The following is a 15,422-nucleotide window of genomic DNA, read 5'->3' as shown; positions in this document are numbered from 1 at the left end:
CATGATTAAACAACTATTATATGTAGTTATATGTTTCTGTTTCGCACAGATGCTTTATTCTCAAGAAGATGGCGTTGTTGCGTTTTCTTTACCAGTATGTAATTCTTTTAAGTTTAATAAATACGCTATAAACCCTACTTTTAGCTTTGTAAGAGAGCAAAATAAGTACATAAGTTTTACAAATAAACGCCAATGGGTTCAGTTTGATAATGCACCACAAACCTATTTGTTTAGTTATTCTGGTAGGTTTGGAGAAAATACGGGTGCAGGAATTGGTTTATTTCAACAAAACTATGGTGTGTTAACTACTTTTGGAGGTGTTTTAAATTATGCCCAAAATGTGGTTTTAGACAGAGATAGTAACTTAACATTTGGTTTAAATTTAGGAGTTTATAAAAGTGGTATTAATGAAGGCAACGTAATAACTAATTTTCCAGATTCATCATTGGAAAATATACCTTCAAATATGTTGTTTACAATTGCCCCAGGTATAAATTATGGTACTACTTTTTTCGATTTTGGAGTATCATTAAATAACATTGTGTCATACAACTTAAAAACCTCAAAAATTATTGAAGATAACCCAGAACAAAGTATTCAAGCACATGTACTATACACGGGTTATGTAGAAAGTCGTGGTTTTTTTGATAGAAGTAAATTTTCTGGTTTAGTACGGTCAGAATTTAAAAAGGAACAAACTGTTATTTCGGGTATTATGATGCTTAATATTCCTAAAGGATTGTGGGCACAAGCGGGTTATAATACATTATATGGTTTATCAGCAGGAATTGGTTTAAATATTACAAACCAAATTGCTATTGAATATAATTTTGAAAAGGAAATGGGTGATATGGTTTCATTTGGAAATTCGCACGAAATAACATTAGCCTATAAATTCAGGAAAAACCAACGCTATAACTATAATGACGATGATGATGAGGAAGCACTATTTTCATCATCTGGAGGATCTAAAAAAGTTTTGGCTAAAACAGGAAGCACGTCTACAAAAGTTGATAGAGCAGCTATTGCCGAAGCTAAAGCACAAGCCAAAGCAGATGCACTAGCAAAATTAGAAGCTAAAAAACAAGAAAGGCTTAAATCATTAGGAGCGTCGAAGGCAAATCAAGTTATTGAAAATCAATCAAAAGAAGCAGAGGAGATTGTCAAGGCTAAGTTAGAACAAGAAGCAAAAGCCAAAGCAGAATCAGAGGAAGTTGCAAAAGCTAAAGCAGAAGCAGCGAGAATACAATTGGCTGCAGAAACAAAAGCTAAAGCGGAAGCAGAGGAAGTTGCCAAGGCTAAGTTAGAACAAGACGCTAAAGCGAAAACAGAAGAAGCTGCAAGAGTAAAATTAGAGCAAGAAGAGAAAATTAAACAAGAAGAATTAGATGCAGCTTTAATTTTAAAACCTACAAATCCTACTGAAATTGCTATTAATAATTTAACAAAATTAGCAACAGATTCTAAACTTGAACAAGATGCATTATTATTAAAACTTAATGAAACCGTTTCAAATAGAGAAAAAGATTTAAAAGATTTAAAACAGGAAAACGATTTAAGTGAGCAAGGAATTTTTACTGAACCTAAGCCATTTAAAAGTGTATCGGCTGAAAATGCAGAATTGGAAAGTTTAAAAGTTCAAATTGATGATGTAATTAAATCACAAGACGCACAAATTATTAATTTAGAAAACTTGTATAAAGAAAGACTTAAAGCAGTACCAAATGCACAGGATTCAATAAATACAATATATCTAAATGAAATTTTAATACTTAAAGAAGCTCAAGCAAAGGCAAAACGTTCAAAAGAAAGTTTAGTATCAGAATTAGAAACCATTAAAATTGCAACTGAAATTGAGCGTAAACGTCGCATAAAACGTGCAGAATATGATAATGAACAAGATCGATATAATAAAGATAGAGCTGTATTAAATTCAATAAAACAATTTACAGAAGAAAGTACAGTTCCTCTTAAAAAAGAAGATTTTGATTTTGGTGAAGAACAGACTGAAAATATTCAAATTATAAAAGATGTTAGCAATGTTGAAAGCGGCTATTACCTCGTAATTGCGGTACATAGTGATACAGCAAAACGAGACGAATTTTTAAGAAAATCTGTAGCTGCTGGTCAAAAAAATATAGATTTCTTCTTTGATGTGGCGACCAATAAATATTACATTTATTATGAGAAATTTGAGGACATAAATGGTGCTACAAATGCCATACAAGCCAAAGGAAGTACACCTTACAATGGTAAAATGTCTTTAATAAAAATAGAAAACTAAAATTCTTTTTATCAAAAAAAGTAAACACTAAAACACATGGGATAATAATTCTATACTATGTGTTTTAGTGCTTTCCAAAAATACTTACATCAATTCTATTTTTTTTTTAGACTTAAAATATTCTTTTGCATTTCAACGATTTAAATTGTATTTTAAGTACTACAAAATTTGTAAATATTAAAGCTTAAAGTATTATTTCATCGATAAATTGCTTTATTTGTTGATTTTATATAGTATTCTTCCAAATTAATTTACGATATTTATACCGTTTAAAAACATTTTTTTAAGACAAAATTTTGTTTACGTAAGAATAAAGCTTTGTTTTTTAATGTTTTTAAGCAATGATTAATATTTCTTTTGTCCCCCAAGAGAAGAAATAATAAAATAATCGTCTATGAAAAAAACTACTTTTACTAACCTACTTATTATTTTATTTTTTGCTTTATGTTCTGGTAGTGTAATGGGGCAAAATCTTGTTCCTTTTATACCAAGATATGATGAAGCTATTAAAGGCGATATGCTTTTAATTGGAAATAGCAATGTTGGAATACACGTTTCAAATCCATACAATGGTACAGATACTAATGACAGAATAAATGCTGCAGTACATGTAGATATTGATGGAGACAGCAGTACTTTTAATTCTAGTAGTGCAGATTTAGATGTACCTAATGATGTTAACTGTTACAAAATAGTTTATGCAGGACTTTATTGGAGTGCAGTTGTTAATGGTCCTACACCAATGGGCAATATTAAATTTAAAGTGCCTGGAGGCAGTTATGTTGATATTACGGGTACTCAAATTTATTTTCAAAACGCTTCAAATAATAATAATTCAAATAGTTACGCTTATTACCACGATGTTACTAGTTTACTTACAGCATTGCCAAATCCCGAAGGTACTTATGCAGTAGCAAATATTTCATCATTAGTTGGAGCTCGCCCAAATTCTGAAGGTCTATCGGCAGGTTGGTCACTTTTTGTGATTTATGAAGATCCATTGCTTCCTAGCAAATACATTACATCTTTTGATGGTTTTACCAAAATAACAAGTACAATTAATGAAACATTTCCTGTTTCTGGCTTCAGAACAATACCTGTAGGCCCAGTAAGAGCTAAGTTTGCTTTTAGTACCATTGAAGGTGATAGAAGCTATACAGGTGATTATTTAAGATTAAACGGCACAACTATTAGCGCTACAAATAATGCAGGTACTGTTATTAGACCAGGTAATAACTTTTTTAATAGTACCGTTTCAATTATAGATCCAATTACAAATACGCCAGAGCTTTTTACAGCAAGAGTACCAAATGGTTCTAATACTCTAGGTTTTGATGCAGGAATTATAAATATACCCAATGCGGGTAACACATTAATAGCTAATGGTGCAACATCAGCAACCATAAGTTTGGGTAGTAATTTAGATATTTACTATTATTATTTTAGTGCCTTTGCAATAGAAATTATAGCACCAAACATTGTACTTACAAAAATTGTTGAAGATGTTTTTGGGAATGATATTGGAGGACAAGTAGTTGATTTGGGTGATGAATTGTATTATACCATTGGTTTTCAAAACACAGGAAACGATGATGCAACCGATTTAACCATTCGAGATATTTTACCAACAAATGTGGTATTTAATTATCCTGCCGATATTGGAATTTTACCAGCAGGCGTTACAGTGCAAAGTTATAATCCTACAACACGAGAACTTATTTTTAGAATAGATCCTTCTGTTGTAGAAGAAAACGATCCTGTTTCTGAAATTCGTTTTAAAGTAACAGTAGTTTCAACTTGTAGTTTACTTAGTGATGCTTGTTCAAATAATATTGATAATCAGGCTTATGCAACTTATAAAGGAACCATAAATCCAGATTTTGTAATATCAGATGATCCAAGTTATAACAGTAATACAGGATGTTTATTAACACCTGGAGCCACTAACTTTTTAGCCGATTTAAATGATTGTACGTTTACTGAAGACGTTATTTTATGTGGTGCTAGTACCGTATTAACAGCTGGTAGTGGTTATGATGCTTATTCATGGTCTACTAGCCCAACAGGAACACCGGTTATTGGAAATACACAATCTATTACTGTTACAACTCCAGGTACTTATTACGTTCATAATACCGCTGTTGCACCTTGTCAATCTACCGATCAAGTGTTTAATGTAGTTACTTTTGGTGCTGGTGTTACAAACCCAGTAATTCCTTTTGCAGATGAAGTTGTAACATGTCCAAATGATGGGAAATTACTACCTAATATATTCCTTTGTGGCGCGAATGATTCTCGTTTCATTCAAACTAACATCACCGATACATCATCCATGATTTGGGAAAAATTAGATGAAGCGAGTTGTGCAGCTGTTACAGAAGAAGATTGTGCCAATGAAAATCCTGCATGTACTTGGAATCAAGTAGCAACAGGACCAAATTTTATGGCTGACACAGCAGGACAATATAGGTTAACAATGAATTATACTGGTGGTTGTTTTAATCAGTTTTACTTTAATGTTTATGAAAACTTATTAGTGCCAACCGTAACTTCTAGAGATATTTACTGTACAACACCTGGTCAAATTACAGTTGGAGGTGTGCCAAGTGGATATGAATATAGTATTGATAATGTAAATTATCAATCAAGCAATGTATTTACTATAACATCTCCAAACTTATATTCTGTGTATGTTAGACAAATTGGTGTTTCACCAAACCCATGTATTTTTTCGGTACCAGATGTACAAATAAGACAACGCGATTTTACAGTTTCAACCATCGTTACACAACCTTATTGTAATGGCGAACAAGGTAGTGTTGTAATTGCAGCTAATGATGTGCGTCCGCAATATTTCTTTTCAATTTACCAAGGTGCAACGTTAATAAATAGTGTAGGACCAATAACTAATAATGATTATACATTTGCTAACCTTAACCCAGGAACGTATACTGTTAATGTTTCTACGGAAGATGGTTGTGTTTTTACAGGTGATATTGAAATTATAAATCCTCCATTATTAACAGCTACTTCGGCACTTACAAAACCGTTAACTTGTACAGATGGTGAAATTACAGTATATCCAGTAGGTGGTACGCCACCATATTATTATTTTGTGAATAGTACAACAGTTTTTCAAAGTACACCTATAATAGAAGTTACAACAGCAGGTGTTTATAATATTACCGTTGTAGATTCTAATAACTGTTCTGCCGATACGTCTATAACAGTTGCTGCAACACCTGCGCCAGATTTCAATATTGTTAAGTCAGATATTTTGTGTTCAGATGCTGGTAATGTTGGTGCTATTGGAATTAATGTAACTAATGCCAATGGCAACAGTTTAATGTATAGTATAGATAATGGTGTAACATATTTTAATTCACCAGCATTTACAGGATTAGCAGCTGGCACTTATGATGTTGTTGTTCAATACAGTATTGGAACAGATGTTTGTACAACAGCACCACAAACAATAACAATTACAACTGCTACAGCAATTTCTGGAACAGCTACATTAACATCGCCTTACACATGTACAACTAACGGTGTAATAACAGTATCTAGTGTTACAGGAGGTACAGCACCGTATTCATACAGTATTGATGGTGTAAACTTCCAACCAGGATTAACATTTTCAGGATTAGTGAATGGTACTTATACAATTACTATTCGAGATGCTAATAACTGTACATTTGCCACAGCACCAGTAACGGTAGATTCTTTAAACCCACCAACAGATTTAAGTTTTAGTAATACTGCTTTAAGTTGTCCGTCTGTAACTTCAACAGTAACGGTTACTTCAACAGGCGGTTTTGGTACTTTGGAATATCAAATTATAGCACCAGCAAGTTCTGCAACTGCATATCAAACTTCAAATGTGTTTTCAGGATTAACTCCAAACACTTATACATTTAGAGTGCGAGATGCTAATAATTGTACTTACACAGAATCGTTCACTATTGCGCCATTAGTTCCAATAACAATTAGTACAATTTTAACAAAAGACTTAGATTGTACAGCATCACCAGACGCTGTTATAACAGGAAGTTTTTCAGGTGGTGTTTCACCATTTACGTATGCAGTATCAATAAATGGAGGTACATATAGTACATTAGGAACTACAACTTCACCATTTACATATACAACACCAAACCCAGGAGCATATCAATTTAGAATAACAGATGCTAATAACTGTACTGCAGAGTCAAGTGTGCAAACGGTTAATGCCATTTCATTACCAGAAATAAGTTCGGTAACTTCAACGCCAAATTTATGTTTTGGAGAATCTTATGGTGCTATACAAGTAACTATTAATAATGCAGTTGGTACACCACCTTTTGTAATTAATGTAAATAATGATACAACAGGTACAAATTATGGTACACAAACATCTGGATTACCAGCTGGAAGTTATACAATAACGTTAACCGATTCTAAGTCTTGCCAAGATACAGCAACAATTATAATTGCTGAGCCTACACAGGTATTGGTAAATTATCATGCGGTAGATATAAGCTGTGACCCAATTTTTGGTGTATCAAAAGGTTCAGTTATTATAGATAATGTTACTGGTGGTACAGCGCCTTATAATTATTTTGTAACAGGAACAAATGGTTATGCAGCTTCAGAACTTAATTCATCTGGAACAACATCTGTAACTTTTGATGTTGTTGATTTTGGATTGTATCAAATAAATGTAGTTGATGCTAATGGTTGTTCTGTTTTAATTCAAGATGTTTTAGTGGCCTCACCACCAAACAATTTAGATATTGTAATAAACACTACAGCAGATTGTATTACTGGAGGTGAAGCAGAAGTAAGTATTGGTACTGCTCTGGCTAGTGTAGGTCCATTTTATTTTAGTATATATCATGGTCCAAGTTCAGTATATCCAAATCCAGTTGGAACATGGATTCCTGAAGATGCATTGGGTAGTAAAAAAGCAACATTTACAGGGTTAACACCAGGTGTTACTTATACATTTATAGTTTATGATGACGCAACAAATTGTAGTTATTACCAAACTGCAACAGCACCTATACCAACCAATTCAACCTTAACAACAACAGCACTAACATCTAACAATATAACTTGTGTAGGTAGTAGTGATGGAAATGTGTCATTTACAATTAACAGTACATATGGAATACCTACAAGTATAGTTTATGAAATATGGGATTCATTAGCAACAACACCAACAGGTATTACTGGAACAGGTGTTGTTCCTGCGGGTGGATCTTTATCAATAACAAATGCAGGTGCATTACCGTTTGGAACATATTTTGTTTTAGTAAGAGAAACTACAGGCCCAAATTTAGGTTGTAGTGTGGTAACTGTTCCTTTTAATATTACAGAATCTGCTATCGATTTAAGTATTACTGCTTCAGTAGTAAAAAATGCAAATTGTAATCCAGCATCTGGAGTAATTAGTGCTATTGCTAGAGATGGAACAGCGCCTTATTTATATCAAATTACTACATCGGCAGTTGCACCAACAGTAACAGACCCATCTTGGGCTTCTGTAAATACATTTAATGTTAATGCGAATAGTTATTATGTACACGTAAAAGATGCCTATGGCTGTATAAAAACTACACCAGTTGTTGTATTGCCATCAGATCCTACACCAGTAATTACGGCAACATTAAATAATCAATGTACTGTAACTGAAGGTAATTTTGCTATAGATGTTGCATTAACAACTACAGGAATAGCGCCGTATAGTTACAGTATAGATGGTGGTGTGTTTCAAACAAGAACAGCACCATTTACAATATCAAATTTAGCTTCTGGAACACATACTGTTGAAGTTCGAGACGCTAATGGCTGTGGAAATTTAGAAATAATAGATATTGTTGCACCGTTACAATTAACACCAACAGTTACAACATTAACAACTTGTAATGATGATGATGGTGTAATTACCTTAGCAGGTTCTGGAGGTTCTGGCACTTATACTTACACTATAAGTCCAAACCCTGCTACAATAAGCATTACAGGAAACATTATTTCTGGCGTACCATCAGGTACTTATACTGTAACAATGATAGACAATAGTACATTATGTACAACAGATGTTTCTGTGTTTATGCCATCAGCTACACTTCCTGTAGTATCTATTGGCTCGCCAACTGCGGTAACGTGTTTTGGAAATTCAGATGGTACTTTCGAAATAACTGTAAATGGGTATTCAGGCGCTTATAATTATGAAGTGTTTAATAGTTCAGGAACGTCAATAATTGGTGTTGTTTCTGCTAATACAGCATCTAATCCGTTATTAGTTACAGGAATTCCAGCAGGAAATTATACGGTTGTTATTACAGAAACTGCAAGCCCGTTTTGTTCGGCAACATCAAACGTAACAACTATTATTTCACCATTAGCACCATTAACTTTGGTTGTTTCTGAAACGTCTAACGTAACTTGTGATGACGATAAAGGAACAATAACTGCTGTAGCCTTGGGAGGTTATGGCACTTACGAATATGAATTAACTGGTGCAGTTTCAGTACCATATTCATCAAATGGTACATTTAGAAATTTATCAGCAGGTACATATACAGTAAACGTTAGAGATTCTGGCGGATGTATTGATACGGGTAATTTAACACTTACAATACCTACACCAATAACTGCAGCGGTTTCTGCAAATACAACTTTATTATCTTGTTTTGGAGATAGTAATGCTACTATAACAGCCAGTGCGGTTTCTGGTGGACAAGGAAGTAATTATTCTTATACGCTTCACATGTCTGCGCCAACAGTAACGTCATCCGGTCCACAAGCATCACCCGTTTTTGGTGGCTTAGGTGTAGGTACTTATTATGTGGTAGTTACTGATGGTTATAATTGTGAATTTACTTCACCAAACATTATTATATCACAACCAACACAAATTCAATCTACATTGGTTAAAGCTACATCGCAAACGTGTACAACCAATAGTACATTAACACTTAGTGCCTCCGGTGGTACAGGATTATATTCTTATAGTGATACTGCTTCATTTGCAACTATTTTAGGAACATTTACAACTTCTACAACTTTTTCAGTACCATCAGGTACCTATAAATATTATGTGCGAGATGCCAATGGTTGTACAGCTATTGTATCAAATGAAATAAAAATTGATCCATTACCAACTTTAACTGTCAATTTAGATGTTACAAATGCAACAATTAATTGTGCTGGCGATAATACTGGTGTAATTGTTGCAACAGCGCAAGGCGGTTTAGGTAGTTATGTATATACATTACAAAATAGTTTTGGAGTAAATATTCCTAGTGCTGTTCAAAACAGTCCAGGTGTTTTTACAGAACTTCCTATTGGAACGTATCAAGTACGTGTAGATAGTGGTGATTGTTTAACTACAACGGCACAAGTAACTATTACCGAACCTTCAGCACCTTTAACAGCTAATTTTGTGCCTACAAATATTACATGTCCTGGTACAAATAATGGTCAATTAGAAATTACTGCTTCAGGTGGAACAGGTATAATAAAGTATGCTATTTCACCGCGATTAGATCAATTTTTTGAATCATCAACGTTTTTAAATTTATCACCTGGAAATTATCAAGCTATAGCGCAAGATGAATTAGGTTGTTATATACTTTATAGCTTTGTTATAGATGAACCATTACCTGTAGTGCTAACTATTGTACCAAATTCAATAATTCCTGAAGTATGTACAGGTGATATGAATGGCGAATTTAGTATTGATATCTCAGGCGGAAACATGCCATATAGTGTTGCTTTAGATGATGCTAATGGAACATACATAACTGGAACAGCAACACAAACCCAGTTCGATTTTACTAATTTACCCGGTGGCGATCACATTGTTTATGTAAGAGATGCAAATGATTGTGAAACGGAATGGAATATTACTTTCCCAGAATCTGTATTAATTAATGCTGAGGTTGCAGTTGTTTTTGGATGTGAAAATAACATTTCAACTAATACAGTTACCGTAACGGTTGATGCTAGTACTGTTAATTTATCCGATTTAGATTATTCGTTAGATGGTGGTACATATCAAAGCAGTAACATATTTACCGATGTGCCAGCAGGAACGAATCATAGTATTACAGTAAGACATACTAATGGTTGTGAGAAACCTACATTACCTTTTGAAATAGAACCATACAGCCAGTTAGCATTAGTGTTAAACAATGGTGGTTTAAATGAAATTGTAGCTGTAGCCACAGGAGGATCTGGTGATTATGAATACACACTTAATGGTGAAGCCTACGGAAGCACGAATACCTTTTTAATTTACGAATCTGCCACGTATACAGTTACGGTTACCGATAGTTATGGATGTTTTGCAACTGCTTCTGGGTATTTTGAATTTATAGATTTGTGTATACCTAATTATTTTACACCAAATGGCGATGGCAATCAAGACCAATGGGGTCCAGGTTGTGCATCACAATACGGCAATTTAACATTCAATATTTTTGATAGATACGGACGAAAAGTGGCTACACTAGGTGTTGGACAAAAATGGGATGGTAAATATCATGGTAAAGAATTACCAACAGGCGATTATTGGTATGTTGTTAAACTAAATGATAAAAAGTACGATAAAGAATTTGTGGGGCATTTTACGCTTTACAGATAATTAGTGGGTTATTCACTAAGTAAAAATATTAATATGAAGAAATTAATCATATATCTACTATTCTTAGCTATAGCAACAAGCTATGGACAAGAGTTGAATTTACCTGTTTTTACACAATATTTAGCAGATAATAATTTTGTGGTTTCACCTACTTATGCAGGTATTGGTGATAATTTAAAAATTAGAGGCAATGCATTAACACAATGGGTTGGTATTAAAGATGCACCCGACAACCAATCGTTTTATGCCGATGTTAGAATTGCCGATAGAACAGGTGTTGGTGTTTCTTTTTATAATGACAAAAATGGATTTACCCTTCAAACTGGTGCTAAATTTTCTTTTGCGCATCATCTTATATTAGATTATTATTCAAAACAATATTTATCATTTGGTATTTCTTATAACTTAAATAATTTTAGAATCGATATTAGTAAATTTGAAAGCTATAACTTAAATAATGGTTCACCATACGTAGATCCAGGTATTACTGACGATAGACGAACTTCCAACAACAATTTCGACGTTGGATTATTATATAGAAACAAAGGATTTTTTGCTAGTTTTAATGCTAATAACCTTTTAGATAAAAAAATTGATGAAGGTATAAGAAAAGCAGAACCAAGTTTAATACTTAATTATCAAATTTATTCTGGTTATACCTTTAGAGGTCCTAAAAAAAGTGGTTTAGAATTTGAACCTTCTGTGTTTTATCAAATGTTTAGTAGTGATAAACGATCAAGTACCGACGTAAATTTTAAGTTTAGAAAATATAACAGAGATGAAGATTATTTTTGGGCAGGTGTATCATATCGTTTTCTTAACGACCAGTTTATGAAGCCTTTAAATGTTGGTCCTATGGTAGGTTTTAAAAAAGATATCTTTTATTTTGGATATGCCTACCAAGTAACAGCCAATGAATTATCTGGCTTTAACTCTGGTACACACGTTATTACCATTGGTTTAGAGTTTTTACAAGGTCTTAGCAATTGCCCTTGTACACAAAGTCCAGTTCACGATTAACATAAAATTAATAGAAAAAATAAACCTGTTACACTATTTTTGCACTTTATAAAATAGATTAGTAACAATAATGGAGTTAAAGCAAAAACAACGCATTGCACTAAGTATATATTTTTTTCTATCAGGCATTTGTTTTGCTTCATGGGCATCACGTATTCCAACCATAAAAGAAAATTTCAATTTTAACGATGCACAGCTAGGTACAATTCTTCTGGCAATGCCAATAAGTTCACTTATTGGACTTCCTATTTCAGGTTGGTTAGTTTCAAAATTTGATAGTCGCGTGCCGTTAATGGTATCCTTTGTGTTTTTTTCAATAGCATTAGCATTAATAGGTTTTGCAACAACCCCTTTTTTGTTGGTATTATCAGTTTGCCTATTTTCATTTTGCATGCGTATTTTAAATATTTCAGTAAATACACAATCTATTACGCTCCAAAAAAAGTTTGAAAAGCGAGTAGTTGGTGCGTTTCATGGTTTATGGAGTACAGGTGGTTTATTAGGTGTTGCATTTTCAACTTTAATGGTAAAAATGGGTATTTCTATGCAAATACATTTACTTAGTATTTCAATATTTGGTTTAATGTTGGCAATAATAACTTATAAATTCACCATAAAAGATGATAAATCAACTACTGGAAACAAATTAATAATGGGTAAACCAGACCCATTTATTTTGTATTTAGGTATTTTAATATTTTTTGGAGCTATTTGCGAAGGCGGTATGTTCGATTGGAGTGGTGTATATTTTAAAGAAGTAGTAAACGAAGATGTATTTACCTATGGTTACTTAATGTTTATGACTACCATGGCATTATCACGCTTTTTCTGCGATAAGTTAGTTGGCGTAATTGGTTTACAAAAAATGTATATTTTAAGTTCTGTTTTAATAGCATCAGGTATATTAATAGCTGTTTTATTTCCGTTTTTCTGGCCTGCATTGTTAGGTTTTTGTTTTGTAGGTTTTGGCACTGCTGCAATTTTTCCTGTAACTTTATCATTGGCAGGCACATCAAAAAAATACTCACCAGGCATGGCAGTATCTATTGTTACAACCTATGGAATAGTAGGCATGCTTATTGGACCACCGTTAATTGGCTATTTGGCGCATGCTTTTAACTTGCAGCGGGCGTTTATAGTTTTTATAATATTGGGTTTAATGTTTATACCCGTATCTCGTGCATTTTTCAAGTTTCAAGCTAAAAACGAATAGCTATTTTTGTGCGTTACCACAAGGGTCGGGCTATACGCTGCAAGTCCTCGCTCGTACCTCGCTGTGGGCTTTACGCTACTATCCCTAACGCAAGTTAAATGTCATCTAAAAATTGAAGTAATATTATATAAAAATTTACCAAAACTACTGCGTGGTAGCTCGCCATTTTTTATTTTCCGTTTACGGTCTTTTTGTTGTTTTTTATAAAAAGTAAAGTAATTTGAAGTTCTAAATTTATTTTGTCTTTTTCGTTCTAGTTCTTCAGGCGAACAAACATATGATGAATTTGATATAGCACCACCAACTACAACTAATTCTCCACTAACATCTTCAGTCATTTCAAGCATGATGTCGTATTTGGTGTTATCGGTTATTTTAAGTTCTCTAGTTTCAAATCCTAGGTAGCTAACAATCAAAACATCACCGTTTTTTGCATTAATTGAAAATTTGCCATCAAAATCGGTTACAGTGCCAACGGTTGTACCTTTTATTAACACATTTGCACCAGGTAATGGCTGTTTGCTTTCATCAATTATAAAACCAACTACCGAATCGCTTTTTACAACAGGTGGTGCTACTTTACCAATAATAATAGGTTTTGGTGTGCTTGTTTGTACAATATTAGGTTTTCCTTGCGAATGCATGTATTGACTACCTAAACCAATAAAAGCGAATAAACCCGAAGCCACTAAAGACAAATAGTTGTTAGTTTCCTTTCTACTAAAAACAATATCTCTTTGTAGTTGCGTTGTTTTAAAACGTCCACAAAGGTTTGTATTTTGCGCAATGGTTTTAAAAATTTGCTCGTCGGTTTTGCTAGTAAAGTCGAAAACAGTTTTTTTACATAAAGCGCAATGACGCCCTTTTTCTGTTGGTGTCATTGCATCCCAATTTTCGCTACAAGGCTTCGGAATATCTATTTTTATAATTTTTCTCATAGTTCAAATAACTATGAGAAAACCAATATTTAAAAGTTAGAATGCGTGAACAGGCTATTTCATTGCGTGAAATTTACTTTTCAGTAATTTCAACTTCAAAAAGTTTATCCCAGTATTTACCGGTAACAAAAACCGTTTTAGTTTCAGGGTTGTATGCAATACCATTTAAAACATCTAAGTTTGTGTGTTGCGTTACTAATTTTTTTAAAGGTGAAAAATCTATAACACCAATAATAGCACCGTTTTTAGGATTTATAATCGCCACACCATCTTTTTGCCAACGGTTAGCGTAAATGTTACCGTTTATCCACTCCAATTCATTAATCTCTACAATTTTACCTTTATTGGTGTAAACTTGTATCGAATCTTCTTCAATCAAAGTATCAGGGTTTAATATCCAAATAGTTTCGGTTCCATCACTTTTGTATAGTTTTTTAGAGTCATTACAAATACCCCAACCTTCTTTACTATTTCCATATTTAAAATCGTCTATTTTCTCAAAAGTATTAACATCATACACAAAACCAATACCAGCTTGCCATGTTAGTTGATAAATTTTATCATTTAAAATAGTTAAACCTTCACCAAAATAAGCATCAGCTAAGTTTATATTTTTTAAAACAGCTCCTGTTTTGTAGTTTATTTTGCGCAGTTTAGAGGCTTTGCGTTGTCCTGTGCTTTCATATAAATCACCTTTATAAAATTCTAGACCTTGGGTATATGAAGTTACATCGTGGGGATATTCATTAATTATTTTATAAGTATAAACTTTTGGAGCTTCACTATTCAAAATAGTTAAAGGTGTGTTTACTACGACCTTTTCATTGTTAAAATATACTGTAGCTTCAATGGTATGTTTACCTAATTTAAATGCGTTTAGACTAGTTGTCGCATCAATTTTTTTACCATTTAAAGTATAGTTTACAGAATCTAAAGAATGTCCTTTTTTGTTTTCTAAAGTGATTTTTAAGGTTTCATTGTTTGAAATATCGCCTTTTATAGCATTGGTTTGTATATTAAAATCATTTTTATTTTGTCCTGTATTAGATCCACAAGAAATAATAATGATACTTAAAGAAATGATTAATAGGTTTTTAAATGATATCATAAGAAATATAAAATTTGAAGCAAGATATTTATTTAAAATCAGTTTAAAAAATCATTGTGATAATTTTAAAAGATTGTATCTTTGCACTGGCAAGTCCTACACAACCAGCTCCTGTTGAATCCTCCAGGGCGGGAACGCAGCAAAGGTAAATGGTCGTAGCGGTGTGATGTAGGTAGCTTGCCTTTTTTTATTTCTTTTAAAAGCAGAAATCTTCTCTAAATTTTCAAATC

6 protein-coding genes and 1 other RNA gene are annotated in these 15,422 nt (G+C 33.0%); 5 read left to right on the top strand and 2 right to left on the bottom strand.

Going from position 1 to position 15,422, the window contains the following annotated elements; translation table 11 throughout:
• Position 1: 1 nt before the first annotated feature.
• The 4 genes from ACFQ1R_RS01790 (at position 2) to ACFQ1R_RS01775 (ending at position 13,146) form a co-directional block, all read left to right on the top strand.
• On the top strand, positions 2-2,284 hold the full coding sequence (locus ACFQ1R_RS01790) for a PorP/SprF family type IX secretion system membrane protein (protein WP_379924397.1): 2,283 nt from the start codon (positions 2-4) through the stop codon (positions 2,282-2,284).
• Positions 2,285-2,678: 394 nt separating this feature from the next.
• On the top strand, positions 2,679-10,913 hold the full coding sequence (locus tag ACFQ1R_RS01785; protein WP_379924396.1) for a T9SS type B sorting domain-containing protein: 8,235 nt from the start codon (positions 2,679-2,681) through the stop codon (positions 10,911-10,913).
• Between the two features lie 33 nt (positions 10,914-10,946).
• A complete protein-coding gene (locus tag ACFQ1R_RS01780; protein ID WP_379924395.1) occupies positions 10,947-11,933 on the top strand; it encodes a PorP/SprF family type IX secretion system membrane protein in 987 nt (328 codons plus the stop codon).
• 70 nt (positions 11,934-12,003) lie between these two features.
• A complete protein-coding gene (locus ACFQ1R_RS01775) occupies positions 12,004-13,146 on the top strand; it encodes an MFS transporter (RefSeq protein WP_379924394.1) in 1,143 nt (380 codons plus the stop codon).
• 101 nt (positions 13,147-13,247) lie between these two features.
• Here the strand turns inward: ACFQ1R_RS01775 and ACFQ1R_RS01770 are convergent, their stop codons facing one another.
• Entirely contained in the window at positions 13,248-14,084 is an 837-nt protein-coding gene (locus ACFQ1R_RS01770) for a carboxypeptidase-like regulatory domain-containing protein (protein ID WP_379924393.1), read from the bottom strand.
• A gap of 73 nt (positions 14,085-14,157) precedes the next feature.
• Entirely contained in the window at positions 14,158-15,192 is a 1,035-nt protein-coding gene (locus tag ACFQ1R_RS01765; RefSeq protein ID WP_379924392.1) for a glutaminyl-peptide cyclotransferase, read from the bottom strand.
• Positions 15,193-15,279: 87 nt separating this feature from the next.
• Here ACFQ1R_RS01765 and ffs point away from each other — a divergent pair.
• Positions 15,280-15,378: signal recognition particle sRNA small type (ffs, locus tag ACFQ1R_RS01760), an RNA gene on the top strand.
• Positions 15,379-15,422: the final 44 nt, after the last annotated feature.

Source organism: Mariniflexile jejuense (genome assembly GCF_042675665.1).
Classification (GTDB): Bacteria; Bacteroidota; Bacteroidia; order Flavobacteriales; family Flavobacteriaceae; genus Mariniflexile; species Mariniflexile jejuense.
This window is presented reverse-complemented; position numbering and strand designations above follow the sequence as displayed.

Excerpts from the sequence above, each read along its gene's own strand:
- ACFQ1R_RS01770 (WP_379924393.1), bottom strand. The coding sequence starts at position 14,084 with ATGAGAAAAATTATAAAAATAGATATTCCGAAGCCTTGTAGCGAAAAT.
- ACFQ1R_RS01785 (WP_379924396.1), top strand. The coding sequence starts at position 2,679 with ATGAAAAAAACTACTTTTACTAACCTACTTATTATTTTATTTTTTGCT.
- ACFQ1R_RS01775 (WP_379924394.1), top strand. The coding sequence starts at position 12,004 with ATGGAGTTAAAGCAAAAACAACGCATTGCACTAAGTATATATTTTTTT.
- ACFQ1R_RS01765 (WP_379924392.1), bottom strand. The coding sequence starts at position 15,192 with ATGATATCATTTAAAAACCTATTAATCATTTCTTTAAGTATCATTATT.
- ACFQ1R_RS01780 (WP_379924395.1), top strand. The coding sequence starts at position 10,947 with ATGAAGAAATTAATCATATATCTACTATTCTTAGCTATAGCAACAAGC.
- ACFQ1R_RS01790 (WP_379924397.1), top strand. The coding sequence starts at position 2 with ATGATTAAACAACTATTATATGTAGTTATATGTTTCTGTTTCGCACAG.